General features: G+C 27.3%; 26 protein-coding genes. 3 read left to right on the forward strand and 23 right to left on the reverse strand.

The window, feature by feature from the left end; translation table 11 throughout:
- Nucleotides 1–125: 125 nt before the first annotated feature.
- From G594_RS0107575 to G594_RS19590, 13 genes are all read right to left on the reverse strand, one after another.
- Nucleotides 126–1,286 (reverse strand): hypothetical protein, encoded by a 1,161-nt coding sequence (locus tag G594_RS0107575; RefSeq protein ID WP_027098033.1) that lies wholly within the window; start codon nt 1,284–1,286, stop codon nt 126–128.
- 397 nt (nt 1,287–1,683) lie between these two features.
- The gene (locus G594_RS0107580) at nt 1,684–2,115 is read right to left on the reverse strand and encodes a hypothetical protein (protein ID WP_027098034.1); all 432 of its coding nucleotides are present in this window, start codon (nt 2,113–2,115) and stop codon (nt 1,684–1,686) included.
- 402 nt (nt 2,116–2,517) lie between these two features.
- Entirely contained in the window at nt 2,518–3,933 is a 1,416-nt protein-coding gene (locus G594_RS0107590) for a 6-phospho-beta-glucosidase (protein ID WP_027098035.1), read from the reverse strand.
- 60 nt (nt 3,934–3,993) lie between these two features.
- Complete coding sequence (locus G594_RS0107595) at nt 3,994–5,892, reverse strand: beta-glucoside-specific PTS transporter subunit IIABC (RefSeq protein ID WP_027098036.1); 1,899 nt, start codon at nt 5,890–5,892, stop codon at nt 3,994–3,996.
- Between the two features lie 152 nt (nt 5,893–6,044).
- Entirely contained in the window at nt 6,045–6,884 is an 840-nt protein-coding gene (gene licT, locus G594_RS0107600) for a BglG family transcription antiterminator LicT (RefSeq protein ID WP_027098037.1), read from the reverse strand.
- Nucleotides 6,885–7,262: 378 nt separating this feature from the next.
- On the reverse strand, nt 7,263–7,988 hold the full coding sequence (locus tag G594_RS0107605) for an N-acetylmuramoyl-L-alanine amidase (RefSeq protein ID WP_034866113.1): 726 nt from the start codon (nt 7,986–7,988) through the stop codon (nt 7,263–7,265).
- Between the two features lie 91 nt (nt 7,989–8,079).
- Entirely contained in the window at nt 8,080–8,460 is a 381-nt protein-coding gene (locus tag G594_RS0107610) for a hypothetical protein (RefSeq protein ID WP_027098039.1), read from the reverse strand.
- Nucleotides 8,461–8,705: 245 nt separating this feature from the next.
- Nucleotides 8,706–10,034, reverse strand: coding sequence for a S41 family peptidase (locus G594_RS0107615; protein WP_027098040.1), 1,329 nt, complete (start codon nt 10,032–10,034; stop codon nt 8,706–8,708).
- 153 nt (nt 10,035–10,187) lie between these two features.
- Nucleotides 10,188–10,688, reverse strand: a complete 501-nt coding sequence (locus G594_RS0107620; RefSeq protein ID WP_027098041.1) for a kinase — start codon at nt 10,686–10,688, stop codon at nt 10,188–10,190.
- 71 nt (nt 10,689–10,759) lie between these two features.
- Nucleotides 10,760–11,344, reverse strand: a complete 585-nt coding sequence (locus G594_RS0107625; protein ID WP_027098042.1) for a sugar O-acetyltransferase — start codon at nt 11,342–11,344, stop codon at nt 10,760–10,762.
- A 42-nt stretch (nt 11,345–11,386) separates the two neighbouring features.
- On the reverse strand, nt 11,387–11,989 hold the full coding sequence (locus G594_RS0107630) for an NADPH-dependent FMN reductase family protein (protein ID WP_027098043.1): 603 nt from the start codon (nt 11,987–11,989) through the stop codon (nt 11,387–11,389).
- Nucleotides 11,977–12,489, reverse strand: coding sequence for a flavodoxin family protein (locus tag G594_RS0107635; RefSeq protein WP_027098044.1), 513 nt, complete (start codon nt 12,487–12,489; stop codon nt 11,977–11,979). Before G594_RS0107635 ends, G594_RS0107630 begins: the two co-directional genes overlap by 13 nt.
- A 265-nt stretch (nt 12,490–12,754) precedes the next feature.
- A complete protein-coding gene (locus G594_RS19590; RefSeq protein ID WP_027098045.1) occupies nt 12,755–15,760 on the reverse strand; it encodes a hypothetical protein in 3,006 nt (1,001 codons plus the stop codon).
- Between the two features lie 128 nt (nt 15,761–15,888).
- Here G594_RS19590 and G594_RS0107645 point away from each other — a divergent pair, with 128 nt between their 5' ends.
- Nucleotides 15,889–16,458, forward strand: a complete 570-nt coding sequence (locus G594_RS0107645; RefSeq protein WP_027098046.1) for a hypothetical protein — start codon at nt 15,889–15,891, stop codon at nt 16,456–16,458.
- Nucleotides 16,459–16,499: 41 nt separating this feature from the next.
- Here the strand turns inward: G594_RS0107645 and G594_RS0107650 are convergent, their stop codons facing one another.
- The 5 genes from G594_RS0107650 to lepB form a co-directional block, all read right to left on the reverse strand.
- A complete protein-coding gene (locus G594_RS0107650; RefSeq protein ID WP_027098047.1) occupies nt 16,500–17,669 on the reverse strand; it encodes a hypothetical protein in 1,170 nt (389 codons plus the stop codon).
- 244 nt (nt 17,670–17,913) lie between these two features.
- The gene (locus G594_RS0107655) at nt 17,914–18,282 is read right to left on the reverse strand and encodes a hypothetical protein (protein ID WP_027098048.1); all 369 of its coding nucleotides are present in this window, start codon (nt 18,280–18,282) and stop codon (nt 17,914–17,916) included.
- A gap of 139 nt (nt 18,283–18,421) precedes the next feature.
- Entirely contained in the window at nt 18,422–18,604 is a 183-nt protein-coding gene (locus G594_RS0107660) for a hypothetical protein (protein WP_027098049.1), read from the reverse strand.
- A gap of 230 nt (nt 18,605–18,834) precedes the next feature.
- A complete protein-coding gene (locus G594_RS0107665; protein ID WP_034866118.1) occupies nt 18,835–19,038 on the reverse strand; it encodes a hypothetical protein in 204 nt (67 codons plus the stop codon).
- Nucleotides 19,039–19,153: 115 nt separating this feature from the next.
- Nucleotides 19,154–19,672 carry a signal peptidase I gene (gene lepB, locus G594_RS18570; protein ID WP_051195937.1) on the reverse strand — a complete coding sequence of 173 codons (519 nt, stop codon included), beginning with the start codon at nt 19,670–19,672 and terminating at the stop codon, nt 19,154–19,156.
- 315 nt (nt 19,673–19,987) lie between these two features.
- Between lepB and G594_RS0107680 the strand changes: the two genes are divergently transcribed.
- Entirely contained in the window at nt 19,988–20,176 is a 189-nt protein-coding gene (locus tag G594_RS0107680) for a YvrJ family protein (protein WP_027098051.1), read from the forward strand.
- An 82-nt stretch (nt 20,177–20,258) separates the two neighbouring features.
- Here the strand turns inward: G594_RS0107680 and G594_RS0107685 are convergent, their stop codons facing one another.
- Entirely contained in the window at nt 20,259–20,597 is a 339-nt protein-coding gene (locus tag G594_RS0107685) for a hypothetical protein (RefSeq protein WP_027098052.1), read from the reverse strand.
- 61 nt (nt 20,598–20,658) lie between these two features.
- Between G594_RS0107685 and G594_RS0107690 the strand changes: the two genes are divergently transcribed.
- Nucleotides 20,659–20,922, forward strand: coding sequence for a hypothetical protein (locus tag G594_RS0107690; RefSeq protein WP_027098053.1), 264 nt, complete (start codon nt 20,659–20,661; stop codon nt 20,920–20,922).
- 130 nt (nt 20,923–21,052) lie between these two features.
- On the opposite strand, the gene G594_RS0107695 is transcribed toward G594_RS0107690, so the two are convergent.
- The 4 genes from G594_RS0107695 to G594_RS19595 all read right to left on the reverse strand — a co-directional run bounded on the left by G594_RS0107695 (nt 21,053) and on the right by G594_RS19595 (nt 24,197).
- On the reverse strand, nt 21,053–21,538 hold the full coding sequence (locus G594_RS0107695; RefSeq protein ID WP_027098054.1) for a hypothetical protein: 486 nt from the start codon (nt 21,536–21,538) through the stop codon (nt 21,053–21,055).
- 67 nt (nt 21,539–21,605) lie between these two features.
- Nucleotides 21,606–21,938 carry a putative quinol monooxygenase gene (locus tag G594_RS0107700; RefSeq protein ID WP_027098055.1) on the reverse strand — a complete coding sequence of 111 codons (333 nt, stop codon included), beginning with the start codon at nt 21,936–21,938 and terminating at the stop codon, nt 21,606–21,608.
- Nucleotides 21,939–22,230: 292 nt separating this feature from the next.
- Complete coding sequence (locus G594_RS0107705) at nt 22,231–22,968, reverse strand: LytR/AlgR family response regulator transcription factor (protein ID WP_027098056.1); 738 nt, start codon at nt 22,966–22,968, stop codon at nt 22,231–22,233.
- On the reverse strand, nt 22,965–24,197 hold the full coding sequence (locus tag G594_RS19595; RefSeq protein WP_167539552.1) for a sensor histidine kinase: 1,233 nt from the start codon (nt 24,195–24,197) through the stop codon (nt 22,965–22,967). Before G594_RS19595 ends, G594_RS0107705 begins: the two co-directional genes overlap by 4 nt.
- Nucleotides 24,198–24,414 lie beyond the last annotated feature (217 nt).

Below are 24,414 nucleotides of genomic sequence, written 5' to 3' on the forward strand. Positions count from 1 at the left end.
TTCAATATATCACTAATTAGTGATATTGTCAAACATAATACCTTTTTGTTAAAATTCCTCTTTTATTTCTCTACAACATAAAAACTCCTACTTTAAATTTAAGTAAGAGTTTTTATCAAAACTTATTAACTATTTTCCTTTAATATATTTACTATTATTTCTGCTTCACCTTCAAAATTATTATATCCATATTCATTTTTTATATCATCTACACTTTTTTCACTATTAACCCAATTCTTTTTAACTTCCTCTTTTAAAATATCATATATTAACTCATTATTTTCAACCCTATTTTTCCAATCAACTTCCAATTTATCTAAATATGTTTCTTGTATAGCTCCTGTATAATAATATAAATCTTTATCTATAAAACCATTTAAGTTCACAAAGGCATTTAATGTTTTCTCATTAAATACATCTAAAAAGTTATACTTATTTCCATTAACTGTAATAGGTGGCTTAACCTTATCTTGTACCAAGCTTGAGTATTTATATTCTATGTACTGTGCTGTTCCTTCTAAAGTTTCAACCTTTTTCTCTTGTTCCATATAAGTAAACTTATCATATCTAAAATCTCTTATAGTAACAAAATTATTTAAAATATTTCTTAATTCATCTTTTGTACCTGCTTTTTCTGCTTTATCTAAAATTGCTAACTCAGTTATTAAAAGTTGATATTGTTCTTTATTTCTTTCTGCTGTATATATACTTGAAATTAAACTATTAATATCTTTCCAAATTGGAACTTGCCTATATTCATGAAAAACTTCATGCATGAAAAAATATTTAAAAGCTTCCTCAGTGTCTTCAGATTCAGTGTTTACTGGATTATACTTAAAGAATGCCACATGTTCATCATCTATATCTGAAAATATAAAATTTATAGGTAACCATTGTTTAAGTAACGTTGGAGAAAGAAATGATACCTTGTATATTGGAGGTAAGTTCATTTCTTCTGGCACTTCAATCTCTTTAGAAAATATTGAACTTTTAAATTTATCTACTCCTATTACATATGAATATAAATGAAACATACCATTTTCTTTCTTTGCAGGTGTCAACACAATGGGGATATCATTTACATTATAATCTTCTTTCCATATCTCCTTTGAATTATTATTATATATTTTATAAACTTCTGAAAGTTGATTTAATATTTTTCTATCCATATCATTTAATGACTCATACTTTGTATTAATTAACTTATTAAATATTATTGCACTAATAATAACTACAGCTATAAATACTACAATTATCTTAGCGAATTTCCCAAACTTCCTATTCATTCTTATCTCCTTCTAATAATTTAGTTATACTATTACTTTAAAAGCTATTAAAATTATAGTACTTGCTGTATATTCATTTATTGTAAATAAACCTATTAATATATAACTACTGGTATTATTATAGCCATAGTAATTTTAAATATAAAGTTTCTCTTCTATTTTTAAAAGATAAGATTAGATTACTACAATTAAATATTTTTCTATTTTATCATAATTTCAACACAAGCCACAATACAACTCTTTATTTACACATTCAATTTCCTTTAAAGAAAAAAGTCACTATAACAATTGTTATAATGACCCTCTATATTATCCATTTAAGATTTAATCTTTCATGTAATGATGTTTCTTAGCTAAATAATTCTAAATATATAAAATTAACTAATCCACACCTTTTCTATAATCTTTTTAATAATTCTTCTGCAATTTCTTCATCTAAGCTTTTTATATCATTTAAATATAAAAGATTACTTCCTTTATAATCTTGTTTTTCTCCAAATAACAATACTTCATAGCAATTTCTTAAAACATTTATTAAGCAATTATCAAAGTGATCCTTATTGCAGTTCTTACATTGTTTTAATACATCTGCAGTTGCATCTATTAAATTATGTTTATCATATACTTTTCCATCTATAGTTGGAATATTAGCTTGTCCATCTATAACATATGTAACACTACTTTTTAAACAGCTTATAACACATTTTTTCGAATAACCTATTAAACAATTACTTTGCTTGCAAGTTCCACACCTTTCTTCTGTTAAACAGCAGTTCCCTAAATTATTTATTAAATTATCATAATTTACTTCAGAGTGTTGTATACCCATAATAAAATTCCTCCTTTGCACATTTTATTAGATTTAACAATATTTTATTTTACTAATAATTATATATTATTATCGGAATTATTAACTACTTTCTATACAGGTTAGTTTTCATAATTTAAAATTTAGTAAATTCTTTTTTTCAATATCCATTTTTAATCTGGCTATACATAACAACGATGCCCCAGGTATAATACTAATGGGATTGGCCATTAGTTTTTGTTGCATAGCGTATCCTTCAAATGCTTTTAAAAGAAGGCATTATAATAGGTAGCTAAATCATAATTTAGCTACCTGCTTATATTCATGTATTATTTGTGCAACACTACCTTTTAATAGGTAATATTCTTTTGTAAATGAATTTGTATAGTATTTTCATTATTTACAGTCTTGTTTGAATGCTCTTTAAAGCTTCTCTCCATTACTCTTAATTACTTCCTTATACCAATTAAAGGACTTTTTCTTACTACGCTTTAATGTTCCGTTTCCTTCATTATCTTTATCAACATAGATAAATCCATATCTTTTCTTCATTTCTCCAGTACTTGCACTTACTAAATCAATACATCCCCATGGAGTATATCCTAATAGCTCAATACCTTCCTCTACTGCAATTTTCATTTCCTTAATATGCTCTCTTAAGTAGTCTATTCTGTAATCATCATTTATACAGCCATCATCTTCTACTTTATCTACTGCACCTAACCCATTTTCTACTATCATTAGTGGAATCTCATATCTATCATAAAGTTCACGCATTGTAATACGTAATCCCTTTGCATCTATTTGCCATCCCCACTCACTAGCCTTTAAATATGGATTCTTTAGGGAATCAAATATATTCGCCTTGCAATTTCCTAAAACTTCTGGATCTGCACTTGTACATCTTGAAGAATAATATGAAAATGCATAATAATCTACTGGGTATTTAGCTAATATTTCTTCATCTCCCTCTTCCATTACTATATTTATATTGTTCTTCTTGAAGTAAGATTTAATATAATGAGGGTATTTTCCTCTAACATGAACATCTCCGTAGAAATAAGTATGTCTATTATCATCATTAGCCTTTAAAACATCATCTGGATTACAAGAATAAGGGTAAACGCTACCTGATGCAATCATACATCCTATCTTATTTTCTGAATCAACTTCATGTCCAATCTTAGTAGCTAAACTACTTGCAACAAAAAGATTATGAGAAGCTTGATATATAATTTCTTCCTTATTCTCTCCTTCTTCAATAATCAATCCGCCACCCAAAAATGGTATGTGTTGAATCATATTAATTTCATTAAAAGTAATCCAATATTTAACCTTTCCTTTATATCTTTTAAATAGAACTGTTGCATAGTTTACAAAGAAATCTATACACTTTCTATTTCTCCAGCCACCATAATTAGTAGCTAAGTATAAAGGAGTATCAAAATGAGATATTGTAACAATTGGCTCAATACCATACTTTAACAATTCATCAAATACATCATCATAAAACTTTAATCCTTTTTCATTTGGCTCTTTTTCATCTCCTTGTGGAAATATTCTTGGCCAAGATATTGACATTCTAAAACTCTTAAATCCCATTTCAGCTAAAAGTTTTATATCTTCTTTATAAGTATGATAAAAATCTATTGAAAAGTGACTTGGATAAAATCCATAATCAGTTTCTAATGCCTTTTTAGGATTAAACATAGCTTCAAATCTATCCTTCCCTGCAGGAATAATATCAACTAAAGATAATCCCTTTCCATCTTCCTTATATGCTCCCTCACATTGGTTAGCAGCAATAGCTCCTCCCCATAAAAAACCTTCATTAAACATAAATATTCCTCACTTTCATTAATTAAGTAAGAGACAAGAACAAATCTTAATTCTTACCTATTAACTTCTAATAATCACGTTTATTAACTCTTCTCCAAAAGCTATATCCTTTGAATTAGTTTCAACTATATCTAAATAGTTATCTACATTTGTAATAATAACTGGTGTTACAATATCAAAACCTTCTGCTTTTATTGCATCTAAATCAAATTCTAATAAAGGCTGTCCTTTCTTAACTTCTGCTCCTTGTTTAACCATAGGCTTAAAATATTTACCTTCAAGTTGAACTGTATCCATTCCTATATGAATTAATATTTCTGCTCCCCCATTAGAAGTAACTCCTAAAGCATGGCCAGTTGGAAAGAAAGTTGTAACAACTCCATCTACTGGTGAAACTACTTTTCCTTCCGTTGGAATTATAGCAACACCCTTTCCTAATGCTCCTTGTGCAAAAGCATCATCTTTAACCTCTGTTAACTTAATAACTTCACCTGTTATTGGACTTCCTATAGCCTCTTTTGATAATAATGGCTCATTTCCTTTTTTATCTGTTTCCTTCTCTTCATCCTTATACATAATGAATGCTAAAACAAAGCTTACTACCATAGCTATAGCAACTGCTATAATACTACTGATTACTCCACTTGTGCTTCCGTTCTGTGGATTTATAAAGTTAAAGAATCCAAATACTCCAAGTCCCCCCATTATATAGCCTTTAACTGCAGTAGCTCCTATTATAGCTCCCCCAACTGCTCCACCTATACAACTAATTACAAACATTTTAACCCTTGGTAAAGTAACACCATATATTGCTGGTTCAGTAACTCCAAAGAATCCTGAAATTATTGATGGAATTGTTAATACCTTAAGTTTTTTATCTTTTGTTTTTAAGAACATTGCCATTATAACTGCTGTTTGTGCAAATGATGCTGCAAAAGATAGTGCTAAAATTGGGTCTGCTCCTAAAGTAGTAAGATTTAATATGCCAATTGGGATAATTCCCCAATGTAAACCAAATATAACTAATACTTGCCATAATCCCCCTATAGCTATTCCTGCTATAATTGGCGACACATTATATAGTCCTAATGTTGCTGCTCCTAATAATTGGCTTGCCCATGTTGTTATTGGTCCTATAACTAAGAAAGTTAAAGGAACTATTGTTACTAAAGTGAATAAAGGTACTAAGAATGCTTTAACCACATCTGGAATTATCTTCTTAAATAATTTTTCTATTTTACCACCAAAATAAGTAGCTACAATTACTGGAATAACACTTGATGTATAGTTCATCATAATAACTGGAATTCCTAAGAATGTAATAGCAACTGGTGATTCAATTACTGTACCTTGGAATAATGTATATAGCGGTTCTGCTTGTGTTAATCCAACAATATTTGGATACACCAATGCTGCACCAATACACATACCTAAGAACTGACTTGTTTTAAATTTCTTAGAAGCGTTATATCCTAAGAATATTGGGAAAAAGTAAAATAATCCATCCCCTATAGCATTTAATATTTGATAAGTTCCTGATTCTTGTGTTAACCATCCTAATGCTAAAAATAACGCATTAAAACCTTTTAACATTCCTGTAGCTGCAAGTACTCCTAGTGTTGGAGCAAATATTCCTGAGATAATATCAATAAACTTATTAAATAAGCTTTGCTTTTCTCCTGATTCTTCTTGACCTGGTTGATCACTTTTGAAATTACCTAATTCCATAACTACTTCAAATACCTGGGGAACATGATTTCCAATAACAACTTGGTATTGGCCTCCACTTCTCATTACAGTTACAACACCTTCCATATTTTTTAATGCTTCAGTGTTTGCCTTATTTTCATCCTTTAATTTGAAACGTAAACGAGTTATACAATGTGTTAAGCTATTTACGTTTTCCTTCCCACCAACATTACTAATTATGGCTTTTGCTAAATCTTCATACTTTCTCATTTTTTATTCCTCCATTTTTCATTTAATTTTTTGAATCATGAAGGTTTGGCCAACTTAATGTCACCATCCAAAATTTTTTATATATCCTCCTTCCTTATTAATGTTTATATATAATTAAGAACTAGAGCCTAATTCTTAATTCTTAACTATTTCTATTTTGTTTCTTCTACAATTCTTGCAATGTGAATTGTAAGGTATAATTGCTCATCCTCTGATAAGTCATATGAATACTTATTCTTAATAAAGTCTGTTACCTTTTGAACACAAGCATATGCATCTTCATACTTACTCTTTATTAGCTCCATTAAACTATCATTATCTTGTCCCTTATACTCATTTTTGTTAAACAGTCTTTGAGCAAAGAATTTTAAATGAGTTATAAAACGATAATAATAAACTGAGTTCTCATCAAATGTTATTCCAAAATGGTACTTAACTATATTAGCTACTTCCTGCATAACCTTAGTAATATCATATACCACTGATATAGTTTCATCTAATTGAGCATTTACTATATGTAGTGCAATAAAACCTGCTTCATCTTCCGGAAGCTCTATATCAAATTTCTCTTTAATCTTGTCCAATACTTTTAAACCAATTTTATATTCTTCCTTATAAAACCTTTTTATTTCCCAAAGCATTGCATTTCTAACAAAAATTTTATTTTTAGCTCTTTCTATAGATGTTCCTAAGTGGTCAGTCAATGAAATATAAATACTATCATTTAAGTTCTTTCCTAGGGTTACTTTGGCATATTCAATTATTTCATTTGAAATATTCAAATACTCTATTGGAATATTTGATAACAACTCTTGGAACTTATTTGAAATATCTTTATTAGATAAAGTATAAACTTTATCTATAAGTCCATCTTCAATAACTTCTCCACATTTTTTCTTATAAGCGATTCCCTTCCCCATAGCAATAATTTCATTACCATTTGAGTCGCAACTAACAATAACATTATTATTTAGTATCTTTGAAATAACCATAATATCCTCCCTAGATTCTTTTGAATAAAAAAAGACCCACCTGCAGAATTTACAAAAATAAATCCGTACAAATAGGTCTAGCTTGTACTTAAACAATCACTATCCATCTCATGTATATCGTTTTCATACTTATATATTATATTATCTTTACCGTATTGTCAATAAATTTGTATTATTTCTTCTTTTATTTATCTTAAATGTTAATTTTATCAACAATCTAAAGCCCGTTATTCTTTATTTTACTCTTAAATACACTCATTACAAATATTAAAAGCGCTATAATTAGAGCAATAGATGAACATATATAAATCACTAGTTTTTAACCCATGTAAATAATCACCATATTAGTGATATAGTTCACTATACATTATTCTAAATCTAACTACTAACTAAAACCTTCTGCCCCACATAAATACTATTTCTATCCTTAATTCCGTTAATCTCAATCAATCTTTCAACACTAACTCCGTACTTTCTACTAATTCCCCAAAGAGTATCCCCCTTCTGTACAACGTGATACTTAGGAGAGCTTGTCCCACCAAGTTCTCCTTGGTCAACACTTACACTTATTTCATAAAACCTACATACTCCCCTAAATATAGCTTCAGCCATCTTTTCACTATCATACCCATTCATATCCCTAGCAGAATCAACAAAAGCACACTCCACAATTATAGCCGGCATAGTTGTATTATTTATCACATAAAGATCTCTTCTATCTTTAACTCCCCTATTTCTAAATCCAAGCTTACATATCTCTTCTAAAATAACCTTACTCAACTTTTCAGATAAAGCATTCTGTTGCCCACCCTTAATGCACAAACACTCACTTCCATATCCACCAGGACAAGCATTATGATGAATAGAAATAAAAATATCCACTTTCCCATAATTAGCAACCCTACATCTTTTACTTAAACTATCCCTATGACTACTAGCTGAATGAGGTAAACATTCTACCACCTTAATTCCCTTTGCCCTAAAGCTTTTTATAAGAGATTTACCAACCAATAAATTAAGCTCATCTTCCCTTCTTATCCCCACAGCTCCAACATCACACCTTAAGTTATGACCAATATCAATTCCAATACACTTTAAATTCATAAAAAACACCTCCAAATGTGATATATGCATGGTTTAAGGAGGTGATATTTATGGCTAACCTTTAAGACCTGGACTATAGCCAGGTCTATTTTCATAATAGCTTCTTTAATTTAAATTCTTCGCTAACAATATTTTTCTTTTCAATAGAATTATAGCTATCCCATTGCTTATGTGTGACACAAGGTAATTTAACTTCTAATAATTCATCACTATGGTTAATATGAATAACATCATTACTTAAGCAAACTTCACAAACTTCTTCATCTGCTTCAGAAACTAATCTTTCTCCACCTACCTCATCACAACACTTTCCTAATATAATATCAAATATTCTGCTCTCTTCAACTTTACTGATACCAGGAAAAAACTTAAATATTATTTTTTCTATTTCGTCTATAAACTCTTCATTATCAAAACAATTTAAATATATTTGTTTTCTTGAATTCTCAGTGAATAAAAATTCTTCCCACAATTTTTACAACTGTATTTTTTTGCTCTAACTTTTTTCTCAACATACTCCAACCTTACCCCCTCCTTCTCTTAATTACCTCTTAAGTTTCACTATCTATAAGAAAGAATTGGTAATCTCTAAAGAGTAATTTATGTTACTAAGAACTAATAGATGAAATCTGTTTTACATATAAAGAAAAAAGTTTAGAGTAACCTTTCTCAACTTTTTTTCTTCTTATAAAAACTATTCCTCTCTAATTCAAGTTCCTATTTATTTATATAATCTATTGCTGTCTCTAAAATATCATCACCATATTCAACATAGATATCAGGTTCTAATATCTTTTCCTTATCCTTACGTATATCAGGTCGTATAAATTTCTTATGAGATATTTGACCTATTAACTTTGAGTTTTTCATCTGAAACTTTAATACGTCTCCATAATTTGAAGGCATATTACTACTTGGTCTACCGATTATTTTCCCTAAGTTACCATCACTAACCCATACAGCAAGCATCTGTGCCGAACTAAAAGTATTCTCATTTGTAAGAATATACAAATTAATGTCATTATTTTTAACTGCATTATTATTACTTTTATATTCTATATGTCCACTTTTTCTTAGATAACCAAGTTGCTCTTGTGCTAAAGGGGAAAATCTTAACATTCCACCATATGTTCCACCCTTCATATTAAGCGCTTCTAGAAGCATTGAGCAAGCATTTGAAACCCCACCAGGATTATCTATAACATCAATTATATAATCTTTAATTCCTTCATTCTTATACTTTTCTATATTCTCTACTACACTTTTCAATGTTGAATTAACATCACAAGTTCCTAATCTAATGTATGCAACATTTTTATCAATTACTTTGCTATAAATACCGTTATTTACACTTCGATACTCTGGCCCACTTATAAATTCAACCTCTAAAATCTTATCTTCTTCTCCATTACTTAAAGTAACTAAAATATCTTTAGCACAATCCACTCCTACATTTTCTAAAACTAATTTACCCTTTAAAAAACTTTCTATATTTTTTGCTTCTGCTACATAGTTCTCTGCTGGAAAATGAGCCCTGATGCTTTCTATAATCTTCTCTATTTCTATATCTCCAATTTTAGTTACAACCTTATCAGTTAATTTCTTATTAGAATCAAGTAAATATAAATTACCGTCTAAGTATTTCCAATCTATATCTAAAAACATATTTTCTGTCCACCAAAGTGCAGTATGTCCATCATTTATTGATGATAGATATCTTGATACTTTATACTGTAATTCACCAACAGTCATCTCTTCATTACTTGCAGCTAAAAGTTCATCCTTTGCTGCATAATAACTTTCTGGTATATCCTCTAAAAATATAGGATGAGTGTTTTCCATAATATCAATTATATAGTCAATATCTTCTTTCACATCATCTTTAGATAGCCGACTTTCTAGTACTGGACTACCTTGATTTTTAAATTCTTTTCCCTCAGATATTCTTATTACATGATTAAAATATAAATACGTAAAAATTCCTATAACTAAAATAATTAAACAAAATCCAACTCCCCATAGTATTTTAGGTATTCTCTTTTTCAAAAATATTCCCCCTTAAACATTTTCATTAATCATTGACTCTGCTGAGTAGCATGAATCATCAAACCTATGTTAAATTTCATTAGCATTTTTTAATGCTAAACCTAATTACTCAATAGCTCAATTACTTTCTTAATAGAATCTTTATCTTCAAAGTTATATGGTGTTTACAAGATTATCTGAGATAATTTCAATTGCTTTCTCCACACTTACATCGGAAGTAAATTTAATCTCATCAATAATCTTTATATAATCTTTTTCTTTCCACCATATCCTCATGGAATCTTCACCAAACTCATTACAATTAGACTTCGTTTTATGTCTCTGAACTGTCTCTTCAAAAGGAATATCATAATAATAAGCATGAATATTGGAACCATATTCTAAAATTGCTGTTTCAAACAGTGGTTTATACCATTGTGAATTCAGAATCCCCTCTAAAATGGTAACTTCACAATTTCGCCTTCCATACTTTAATAACTCAATTAAAAGTGGTAATGCTTTTGTATCAAAACCATCTCTTTCCATAAGCATATCTCTGCGAATAACATCTTGCGAAATCACCATAGTATTTCTTCCAAATTTTCTTTGTAAGTTTCTTGCAAGAGTAGTCTTTCCACTACCAGAATTTCCTCTAATAATAATCAGCTCTGCCATATCAATTGCTCCCATAAATCCCTATTTATCTTTTCTTTATATCTTGGATGAATCAATTTTATATATTAGAATTATTTATTTTCTCTTATCACTTGACAAGGATTCCCATACGCTATGGTATTATCGGGAATATCTTTTGTTACAATACTTCCTGCTCCGATTACAACATTATCACCAATAGTAACACCTGGCATAATAATAGCTCCTCCACCAATCCAAACATTGTTACCAATCGTAACTGGAGCCGTTTGCGTTTTGCAAAACTCAAAGAATCCATCTTCCTTCGCTTCTCCAAATCGATCAATAGCATTTGTTGGATGAAATGCTGTGTATATTTGAACATTGGGAGCAATAAGTGCATTGTTTCCAATACGAATAATATTATCATCTAAAAAAGTACAATTCATGTTTACTTCACAATTATTACCAAAATAAATATTATTACCATAATCAACAAAGAAAGGTGCTGTGATCCAAAGATTTTTCCCTTTGCCTCCTAATAGCTCATTTAAAATCTTTTCTTTTTCCACTGCATTTGCAGAATCTATATTATTATAATCTCGTACTAAATCTTTTGCTTTATGCCATTGTTTTAATAATTCTGCATCACCACAATCATAAAGTTCTCCTGCTAACATCTTTTCTCTTTCTGTCATAAATGCCTCCATAACTCCTAATTTGACAATAATAATTTAAGCCTACTCAATTTCCATAGTTTCCATTTGTTCCTTCGTTATTCCATTTCTTTTACCATAACTAATCCAATAGTTTGTAGAAGCTTTTATATATAGTCTCTTAGTTAATGGCATAGTTACTGTATAGAAAGAACCTCTATTCTTATTAATAGCTCTAGCAAACTTTTTAATTTTACTTTTTGCTATAAAAGCAAATGGTGTTTCCATTATAGCTTCTCCACCACCAATACATAATACTGATCCGAAAGGATATCCATTTTGTTTAGAAAAAAGCTTTATTATTTCAACAGCCACAAAATTTTGTTCTGGTTCGATAAAACCGCAATTAATTAATACATTTATTGTAGGTTTGTTTTCTATTTTATATTGTTCTAATACTTTCAAAAAATCCATTAATACTGCAGGAATACTATCTACATATAGTGGAAATATAAAAAGAATATCAGAATATGCCTCTATTTTTTCACATAAACTTTTATGTTTTTTCGAGATAACATCATACTCTAAAATTTCACCTTCATAATGTAATTTAAAGACTTCTGCATATTTTCTAGAATTAGACTTTTTAGCTCTAGGACTTCCATTTATAATAATTAATTTTCCCATAATGAAACCTCTTTCTTAATAAAATCATTCAAATTTTCTTTTTGAGTAAATACTATTTTATAATTTTTAAATAGCATATTATGTGAATTCCTAGCAACAAGTCTTCTAAATAAATCTTTTTCCTCTTCTGAAGCATTCCCATATGCAACAATTATCGCATTTTTCTCTTCGACATTTCGTTGAACATGATGAGCTTCTCCTTGATAAAGTCTAATAAACGCCTTTTGTATTGGTAGAGAACGTTCAAGCAAAACTTTCATTGGTGTATCATACGATCCAAATTTAATTTTAGTTACATAAATTAAGTTCTTACTTTTTGCAATTAATGGATAAACTGAAATTGCATCATCTCGTATTATGCACTTACCAGGTGTTCTTGTCCAACAACTAAAACACCCTAAACAATTAGCTATATTTAATTTAGATATATCTACATATCTAGAATTCTCAGATTGAATAAAATTGATATCTAAAGAAATATCTGTAATTAGTAAATTCATACTATTATCTCCTAACTAATCAAAATTTAAATAATATATTATTAATTTTATTATAATAATAACATATTTTAATACTGTATCATTCAATTTTCAAAGATCATTTAATTCACCTTAACTACATATTCTTAACTATTCATACTCACTGCAACATGCATTTTATTTAAGGTATAATTTAACTCACTTCACTCTTCCTTACAAAGATGAAATATCTTAATAACCTAAAAACAAAAAGAATAGGCTTAAATATATAAGCCTATTCTCTAACTTAATTAATAGTATTTATTGATGTAATTGTATCTGTTCTTGTATCATAAGAAAAAACATTCCATACAGTTCCTTTTTTCTCTGTTGGTACTACAAATGTTTGTAATTCTTGATCTCCTTTATAAACTTTAACTACTGCACGTGATTGAGATAGTTCATATGAATTACTATCCCATCGATTTGTATAGTCATTAACTTTAAATGTATATACTCCTGGTGTATATTCGTAAATAGTAGTAGTTTCAGGTCCCCATCCACTAGTATCATCAATATCTAAATCTATGAACTTCTTATATTCATTAGAATCATCATATCCATACTCATACTTATTACTATAGTAAATGTGATTACCCTTAGACGTATATAAATGTGAATCTAAATCTCTTGGTAAATCGCTCCATGTCAAAACTATCTTTAAATCATCACTAGTTCCTATTCCTTTGCTCCATAATACCCAAGGTTTTACATACTTAAATTCTAACACACCTAAGTCGGTTGCTACTCTACCATCTACTCTAACTCTTATACCTAACTCTGCACCAAATTTTCCTTCAAAACCTATATCAGAATTTTCGCTACTTATTAAGAAATCCCCCTTTAAGTTAGAATCAAATTTTGCATATCCTGAAGCTCTTACCATTCCAGGCATTATTCCCATAGTAAAACATCCTATTCCAACTCCTAATCCAAAATCTACTGATGCTTTACCTTCTAAAGAACCTTTTAAAGTTGTAACTGGCTCCTTATCTAATTCATATCTAGAATTACATTCTCTATCATATACATCAGCAACTCTATCAAAAGCTAGATCATAAGTTTTTTGCCCCTTATTATCTTCAACGCTACCACCTTTGCCAACATAGCCCTCTTTTTGTATATTAAATCCTTTCTCAACATAAGAACTAGTATTTGATTCTATAGAAGCCTTAAGTGAAATCTCTCCACTCATATCCATTACAATCATCAATGATATAATAGGGTCCAACCTTCCTGATGACGATTCTGCCAATCCATCTAATGTATATTTAGGAATAAGGCTTATAGATGTACCTGCGTTTGTTCTTACCCCTACGCAACCCAAGACAATAGTATCATCTAGTTTAACACCTTCTATATCAAAGAAATTTAAGAATTCTATTTTATTTTCAAAACTTGAATTAGTTAAACTTTGTATATCATCTACTACTTCCTCTAAATCTTTAGAGTATTTATTAAATGTTACTCCATTTGTTTTTGTATCTTCATATGAAAACTTGAATCGTATTTGCTTTGGTAATACATCACTAATCTTCATATTCCAGTCAAAAGCTGAATCAATTTGAAAATTAGAATACTTTTGTTCTGCTTTTAACACAACTTGGTCTCCTTTGGTTTCTCTTAAACCATCCTCATCATATATTACTAGACCATCTTTAGCATCACCAAACCTTAAGGATGAACCATCAAATTTAGGAACAAGAAATCTTACTAATTCATTTAACTGAACGCCTTTCTTAACTTCTTCACTTGCTCTTAGCCTGGATTTCTGAATAGGTTTATCAACTCTAGTTCCATCAGGAGCTAAAATATATGCTATATCATTTTGAAAATCTATATTATTGTCTAAATCAAAGCTTACATAATCATTTATCATTTCATTAAATTCAGCTTTTTTAAATCTAAACTCTATACCATCTGATACTTCATTATAGCTTTCTAATTTACCACTAAATCCTGACGGAAGAACATCACAAGGATCAAAATAAAGAATTTTATTTACTCCAAAATTCCCCTTGTTTATAGCATCTAACAATATATTATTTTTTGTTAGCTTTAATATTATTCTATCATCTGCTGTATATCCATCAGTCTTATTTTGATCTAATTTTTGATTTATAAATTGATCTTTCAATTTAGCTGCATCATTTTCTGTAGCGTATACAACATCATCACTAAAATTAATTTCTGTGTTCATTCTTTTAATATTAATTACTTTTTCAACAGAATTATTACTTGTATCGTAAGCTATAACTTTTAAATAATTCATTCCTAATTCTAGCGGTATGTCTTCTACTGCCCAATTCTCAATTCCAGTAGCTTGTCCACTAATTTTATTATTTGATTCTTCTGAAACAATTTGATATTCAACTTTTTCTACTTTCTTATTATCTTTAGCTATACCTGTTATATCTATATCTACATCTTGTGTAACTAGATAATCATTTTCATAGCTTGGTGACAATATACTTAAATCTGGTTTAACTTCATCTTTAATAAAATCAAAATCATCATCATTTTGTTTAATTTTTGCTTTACTACCATTTATGATTATCTCATTAGCAATTATTCTACCTTCTATATTTATATCTGAACCTTGTATATTTACAACTCCATTTGGAGCATAAATTATACCTTTAAAATTAAAGTTGGCAGCATTAACTGTTATATTGCTGTTTCTTGATGCTATAAAGCTTTTATATTCTCCACTATTTACAATTGAAGAATTAAGTGATATTTCCCCATCTGACAATAAACTTTTTTGAAAGTTAACTTGTGAAGCATTTACTATTGTATTACCTGTTGAATTATAATTATTGTTTACATCTATAGATGCCCCATTCAAAAAATTTAACCCATTAATTTCTTTTCTATTATCCTTAGTTTCATTTAATATATCTTCATATACATCATCAGTTTCTATCTTATTTGTATTCTCTCGTATATTAATATTTTCTTCACTTGCTACTATATCTACTTTTTTAGATGCCTCTAGTACTCCATTAACACTTAGCTTAGTAGAATTTGACTTTATGTTTCCATTAGAATGAACATCAGAAGAAATTTCTAAATCCCCTACATTAAGTACCATATCTTTATCTAATACTGATAGTATTCCATATTCACTCCATTCTTTTGTTTCAGTATCTCTACCTTCAGTAGCATGTACCTTAGATGGTATTAAGTCCAAAATAAATAAACTTAATACAAGCATGCTAATAATACGAATTACTTTTACCTTTTTCTTCATAAAATCCCCCTCAAAAAATTTTTTTACCTTTTACCTTTCATTCCTTTAAATTATAATATTGTTTTACATTTTTTTCAATATGTGTTATATTTTATATATATTGTTGGTGTTATGGTAGGGGTGGTTTTGTGTACAAATTTAATGAAAATCTTTATAAAAAAACTAAAAAGCCTTCATTAATGGATTTTTTATTTATTCCATTGTTACTAATAATTATTATTTTTGTATTCTTAAATTTAAAAAACAAAACTGGTAATGATAAAAATCTATATCTTGTAGTTTTGTTTATGTCTACTATTTTTTTATTACTTATATTATTTGAACTTTTAATTCCAAAAAGAATGAGTCCATTAACAAAAAAATTATTAAAACCTGAAATAGATAAATTAATAAATGAAGGAAAATCTTTAGAAGCCATTATATTAGATAATTCAATAGAATTTAGAGGCATAATGAAGGTAGCTGTTTGCACATCAAGTAACAATTATGTAGGAAAATCTTTTTCGGAAATAATTATTGATTTTAATGAAATAAGTGAAGTTTTAATAAAAAATGATAATGTAATAATAAATTACAAGAAAGGTCCTTCTATCTATAATTTTGGAGTATCTAATTACTTTGAAAACTCTATAGATTTTGCACATGAGCTAAAAGAAAAGCTTATAAGAAATCATTCATCCGTACATTTTAATTACTAAATATATAAATAAGACCTCGATTCTATCGAGGTCTACTTATTTTAATTTAATCCTTCAATTTCTGTAGATATGTTAAAATTATATGGTTCTTGAAAATTACTCATTATCATGTCAATGCTATCAATTCCTAAATTAGAAAATAGCCAGCTATAATCATCGAGAATTCCCTTTATCTCTCCATCAATATAAATTTCCCCTTCTAGTGTATCTTCTACTATTTCTACCTTACCATCAACTATGCTTTTATTTATCTCATTTATAATTTCATTAGTATTCTTTTTTTCTTGTAATAAGGGTAAAAATATTTTATTAAAATCTGGATATCTAACTATAGCTCGAAATGATTCTTTTCCTTCTATTATTTCAATCTTTATATTATCAACAAAATAATATCTTATGGTTTTAAAAGCTTCATTTTCTAAAACTTCTTTTCTTATATTCTCTATTTTCCATGAAGACACCATTGAGTAGTAATTGTTTAAATCATCGTCCTTTAATAATTTAAGGCAATCATTTAAATATTTATTTACTTGTTCACATTTATCTTCATCAGAATCTATTTTTCTTATACCAGGATTTATCAAACTACCTGTTAATGCCTTTCTGATATTATTATTACATATATATATTACTTCATTATTATCTTCAGCTTTTTTATAATTTAAAATATAAGTTCCTTCTTTATATACTGGATTTTTTTCAAAAGTATCTTTTATAAACTGTAAAGTTATATCCTCATCATTTTTTAGTTCATTATTTTTTATAGACTTATAAAGAGGAAGTCTCATATCTGGATATTTAATATTCAACAAAATCTTAGCATTATTATTGTCTACAGTTTGAATATCTATTACTTTAATATCTGTTTTATTTGCAACATATTTATCAAAATTACTATCTTCAAAAAATGTATTACTAGTAGAATTAAAAATTCCCATTCCTGAAATAGTTTTATTTAGGAATGTATTTATATTTCCTTCGCTATATAATTTAATATCATGATTTATCTCCTTTTTAACTTCTTCTAAGAAGCTTTTTTCATCTTTTGATAAATTTGTACTCTCATTCCATGGTGTATTTTCGCTTATAGACACATTTCCTAAACTATAATTACCATCACCATTATTAGTATCACTATGCTTGCCTGTACAACCTATTGTAAATAACGATAAGCAAATAATAAAAAACCCACAAATTATTTTCTTATACACCCTTTATACCCCCATAATTTAATTTTATATTTGTTATATTCAATATTTTCTTATAAATATCCTCCTTTTACTTTACAAGTTTAGTAATTTATGTATCTTTTGTTGTACACTTTCTTAGAATTGCGAATAAAAAAATATCGCATATTTTTTGGAATAATACGATATTTTCCCAATTTAATATTTGTTTTTATCTTCTTAATATTATTCATATAATTTACCCAATAAATTCAATTTTATCAAACTATTAATTATAATATATTTTATGAACTTCATCCTCTTGTTCACTGCCTAATAATGTAACCTCGGCATAATCTTCAAACCATTCAACTAAAATATTTTCTTCTCCCGCAACTGATCCATCATTTTGAATATAAGTAGGAATTTTTTCTACTTTTTTCTTTTTATCATTAAGTAGTGTTATTTTGACATGAGTTTTTCCAAAGGGCCATTCAGGCTCTCCAACTTCCTGAAATAAAATAGTATAATTATTAATTGGGTTTACATGTTGCGAAACATATGTAACTTTAAATTCAGTAACATATATAAACCAAATAATAAACATACCTAAAATAGTAAATATTGTAGCAATAATTTTCAATATAATTTTTTTCATACTTCTAGCACCCCATGTATCTATCTTTTAATAAATTGATACTTAATTCTAATTACAAACTTGGATTATATCATACAAAATAAATAATACGGTGTTACCATTGATTTAATATTGTTATTAATATATTTAAATCATTATTTTAAAGTTCATTTTTCTTTGAATCTAGTATTTTATCTATCTTAGATTCAAGTCTATTTATTCTTATATATAGTTCCTTAACATATAACGATTGTTTTTCTTCTTGTTCTTTTAACTTAGTTGGTATATAGAATATAACCATAAATATAGCTACTAAAATTATTCCTATAGTAATTAACCCCATTTAATACTCTCCTTTTGAGCTTATTTTATTTATATCTGGACATTTTTACAATTATAGGTTAATTATAACACCTTTTTCAAGCACGTACTATTCGTTTTTAAAATATTACTTCATTTGTAATATCTACATATATTATATTTTATTAGGATTACGCACTGAAAAATACCGCATATTCAGTTTTGAATAATACGGTATTCTGTAATATGTTATTTAACTTTATAAATACTAATTTATTTATCCTTATAATTTTTCTCTAAGGCCTTTAAAATAAGTGATGTTGCTACTCCCACAACTCCTGAAAGGTATAATACTGAAAATACAATTGCAGTATAATAAGAAAACTCAGCACTACCACCATCAAAAAAATTTGAACCAATAATTGATATAATAAAACCTACAATAAAAACGCCTATACCAATTAACACTGATTTCATATAAATTTCACACCCTTCATATTTGATTAAATACCATAAATTCACTTTTCAATAATACAGTATTTTCATTAATTTACTATCTAATTTTATTTAAGTAATATACTGAATTTATTCATTATTCTTTGTATTTCCATATAATTGATACTATATCATCTTTTTCAACAGGACCAATACCTCTTGAATCGTAACTATTACTTCTATTATCACCCATAACGAAATATTGGTTTTCACATAATTCATATACAAAGTCATCAACACTGTCGTCACTATAATATGCATATGGTTCTTCTAAAATATTATCATCTATATATACAGTTTTTCCTTTTATTTTTATGGTTTCATTAGGCAATCCTACTATTCTTTTCGTATAGTGACAATATCCATAGATAGGGTCCTCCACCCCAATAGAAACTAAATCACCTCTTTTTATTTCCCTTATAGAAGTATTTACAAGTAAAATTTTACTACCATCAGAAAATGTTTTTTCCATTGAAGAACCCTCAATTACAGATGAATATACCCCTAACTTTAGAATTGTTAAACAACCAAACATAAAAGAAACTAAAGAAAACAAACTAATAATTAATATAAAGACTGTTTTATTTAGTTGCTTTTTTCTTAAATACTCTTTCATAGGAAATATCCCCAACATTGAATAAAGAACATTACTATAACTCCAAGCACATAGAATATAGGAATTAGAAAAATAAGATATTTAATTAAATCAACAAAAGAGTATTCTTTCATTGTCTATGCCCCCTTTTTCAGTTTTAAATGATGAAATGTATAATACAATTACACATTTATTATACCATGTTTTGTAAATTTCTTACTATTCATTTTTCAAAGATTACTTAGTTTGTAATATCTATAGATCTATTGCTAACTTTTATATTAGAAAGATACAATGACCTTCCTTGCATATATGACTAATAGGAGGTGATTTTCTATGGAACTAAATGAACTTGTGAATTTAATTGGTAATGTTGGTTTCCCTGTTGCAGTTAGTGCTTATCTATTAATAAGATTAGAAAAACAGATAACCACACTTACCTCTTCTATAAACAAGCTAAATACCATAATATCAACAAAATTAGGTGTTGTAATCCAAACTGAAAAAGATAATATATCCTCGTAATTCAGAAAATACTACACATAAAAAGTGAAGTGAAACTAAAAAAATACCGCATATTCTTTTGAATAATACGGTATTTTTTATATTAACTATTTTTTTCAAAATAAAAAGCAATCTCTCCACCCACTACTATTATAGTGTTTTTATTAGTTATAGTCCCACCATTACATCTTCTATTACAATTAACATTTTTATAGGTAATATCATAATTCTCATCTAAAATAATAATAGCAGATTTCTGTCCCTTATTTACAAATTCATAAGTTAAATTGTAAGAATTTTTATCATTTTTATTCAAGATATAGATACCTGGTTTATATGTATTATTAATAGGATAAATTTCTTCATCTGCTTTTACTTTAGAATTTGATATTGCTAAGCATAATAATATTATTGACAGACAAGTTAAAACTTTCTTTTTCATAAAATCACCTCAATTATATTATTTACTTATACTAAAAAATTATTATAATTCATTTCTAAAAATGAGTCCATTAACTAAAAAGTTATTAAAACCTGAAATAGAAAAACTAATAGATCAAGAAAAATCTTTTTCAGAAATAATTATTGATTTTAATGAAATAAATGAAGTTTTAATAAAAAATGATAATGTAATAATAAATTACAAGAAAGGTCCTTCTATCTATAATTTTGGAGTATCTAATTACTTTGAAAACTCTATAAATTTTGCACAGGAGCTAGAAGAAAAGCTTATAAAAAATCATGTATCTATACATTTTAACTATTAAATATATTAATAAGATGCTTATTATATGGTGTTCTTACTCATTTTAATTTAATCCTTCAACTTCTGAAAGAAAGAGGCCTGCATATACAAGCCTCTTTTTCTTAAATTAAAACAATATACTACCTTAATCTTTATTTTTTGTTTTTGTTTATTGTATCAACAATAATTTCAATGCCTTTACTAAAGAAGTTTATTTTTCGCTTGCTGAACACTTCATTATTTGAAGAAATTGATACATTTGCAACTGCCAATTGATCTTTTTCCGTATATTTTGGATTTCCCATTAAAGTAGTCCATTCTACATTTACATCTGATTTAGAAATTGGTTTATCATAATCTAATACATATTGTGTTTTTTCAAAAAAGCCAGAATTAGAATCTGCATTAACAATAATATTATTCTTTGTATTTTGATAAATTTGTATTGTATAATTAACAATATCCTCATCTGAGGTTACATATTCCTTATTGGGAGATATAGTTTCCTCACATATTAATTCATCATTTTCAGTAGGTATAAGTGTGATATCATCTTTGTTGCTGTTTTTTGATGAACAACCAATAAAGGTAGTAAATACTAATAAAATCAAAAAAACTGATTTTATACATCTCTTCATTTTATTTTCCTCCCTTGTTTATTTTTATCTCTTCAATAAGCTAACCAACAAACTGGAATTTATTTGTTTAATTCCTAATAAATTTTTTGTCTTTAGAATCGCACCCTACTTCATCATCAATGTATCGTTTTACTTTCATATGCAAATCATATTTTTCTCTAAGTTGAATAATTTTCGCCATCATCGGTGAATCATGATGTAAATCAAGAGACTGTTGGTCCTTCCAACTATCAATTAAAAGTACGGTTTCCTCGTCATCCATAGAAAAAAAATATTCGTATTGTATATTTCCATTTTCAGTACGAATATCATTTACAACTCCACTAGAAATCATCTCTTCTGCAAATTTTTTAGCATTCCCATTTTTACCAGTATAATAAATATTTACAGTAATCGCCATTTTAATTTACCTCCTCAAATTCCACTTTATCTATTTAAACTTAATACTTATTATATCATCTTTTTCCAATACTATATTATTCAGTTATAAAGGAAGATTTATGTTATACTTTCTACACATTCACATTTTATAATCTCCTAGGCATCAAAAAAGAACCCTATCATAAGGATTCTTTTACATATATGAGTTATAGAGTATAAATAGCTGAAAAATTGTTTATTCTATCTTCTTAATACTCTAAAATCTTCTGCCACTTTTATAGAAAGTGTACTGATACTAGGCCCTAAAGTTATTAAAACTTCCCCTTATAAAATTTCTCTAGATTCTTAGCCGAACTATAACATATCTCTCCATTTATCATATGAATTATGCGATTTTTCCTATCTATTTCCGAAATATTATTCTTATTAACCAAATATGCTCTATGAAATCTTACAAAACTTTCATCTAAAGTTTCTTCTATATCTTTCATTTTGCCATAAAACTCAACTTGTCTATTAATTGCGTGTAATATTATCTTATGAATTGTATCAGATGTTTCAAAGAAAAGCATGTCCTTATACTTTACATTTATAACTTTATCTTCTTTTCTTATAGTGAAAACTTTACCTTCTTCTTCATCACTCTTTAAATATCTCTTTTTAGCTTCTAAAATGCATTCCTTTATTCTTTCAGCCATATTTGAATAATCATCTTTAATTATATAATCCATAGCTTCAACCTTGTAGGTGAAAGTCAAATAACTCATTTCCCCATGAGTAGTTATAAATACTATAAATCCCCTCTGGTCAAACTCTCTAATTTTACTAGCTAAGTCTATACCATTAATATTAGAATTTAAATCTACATCGAAAAAGTACAATGAAATATCCTTATCATTTTCTTTTGCCTTATTTAGTATCTCCATAGGATTAGGAGATGCTATCTCAATTGTCATATCTAATTTTTCTTCTAATATAATATCTTTAACTAAACTTCTTATCCTATTCCTTTGCTCTTCAATATCTTCACAAATATATATTTTAATCATAGAGTTATTCTCCTACTTATAATCTTAATATTTTGAGTGAATAAATTATCTTCTATAGTAGTATCAAGAATAGTATTGTAGTAATTGCTAAGTATGCTTTTTAAATTAGCAAGTCCTATTCCTCTCCCACTCCCCTTAGTTGAAAATCCTCTTATAAATATTTCGTGTATTTTAGGTGTTTTTCCTTCAAATGAGTTAATTACTATAAAATCAATAGACTTTTCTTTCTTAATAACCCCTAGCTTCAAAATTGGATTAGCACATAAAACTGCTGCTTCAATAGCATTATCTAGTAGAATACCTAAAACTCTGCACAAATCAATAGTATCCATCTTTATATCCTCAATAGGTTCAGCTATATCTATAAATATATCTACTCCCTCTGCCTTTGCTTTTAAAACCTTTGAAGAAATAAGTCCTTTTAGTTCTGGAATTTTTATATTTGAAAGTAAATGTAGTTTTAAAGAATCCTTATTCAAATCATCATTAATTGGTAATATTTTATTAAAGAAAAAACTTTTCAATTCACTAAAATTATCTGTATCTAAATATCCTCTTATACAAGACAGTATATTTACAAAATCATGCTTAAAAGCTCTAGTATCTTGATTTAAAACTTCTATATTTCTGGTATATTCTGTGAGTTTTTCAATTTCTAATTGTCTAAATAATATTTCTTCATGTTTTTTACTTAAATATATGAAAGCCAAAATTATTGCAAAGACAACAACAATGGTAATTTCACTTAAAATTAGTAATGCATTAAAAATACTTTTGTTAAATTCTATAATTGAAATCATATATACTATAAATCTATCAATAACTAAAGTAAACGAAAACAAAGATATTATGCTGTAGTATAAAAAGTTATTTTTAAATATATCCTTAATGTTATAATTATTGAGTTTACTATACTTTTTTATTAAAAATATTATAGCTATTGTATATAGATAACTTACAAGGGTTGATATAAGCATAAAATTAATATTATCAATTAGCTTATCATAATTATAAACACTGATAAAAATTATTTTAACTAAATTTACTACAAATCTGTTAACTATAGATATTATAAATACTGAAAATAGTGATTTTTCTAGACATTTATATTTTTCTTTATAATAGGCTAAAGAAAAAGCTATGACTAAACTTACACTCAAAATAAGCTTTGAATCTAAAATGTAGCTAATGTCTTTTAATTTATCCTCAAATACAAAAAATATAATCATAGAACTAAGAACGCTTATGCTTATGGTTAAACATTTTTTAACTTGAAATTTGAATAATCCCAGAAAGTAAACAAAATATATACTTGCTAGACAAGAGCATATTTCCAATATATAAATCATTCCAGCATCAACTCCATAAAAAAACTTTGAATCAAACATATTATATATAAAATTATAGGTGATTTATATAAAACATGTCCAATTAATTGTAATTTTA

It is taken from the genome of Clostridium paraputrificum AGR2156 (assembly GCF_000424025.1).
GTDB classification, from domain to species: Bacteria; Bacillota; Clostridia; order Clostridiales; family Clostridiaceae; genus Clostridium; species Clostridium paraputrificum.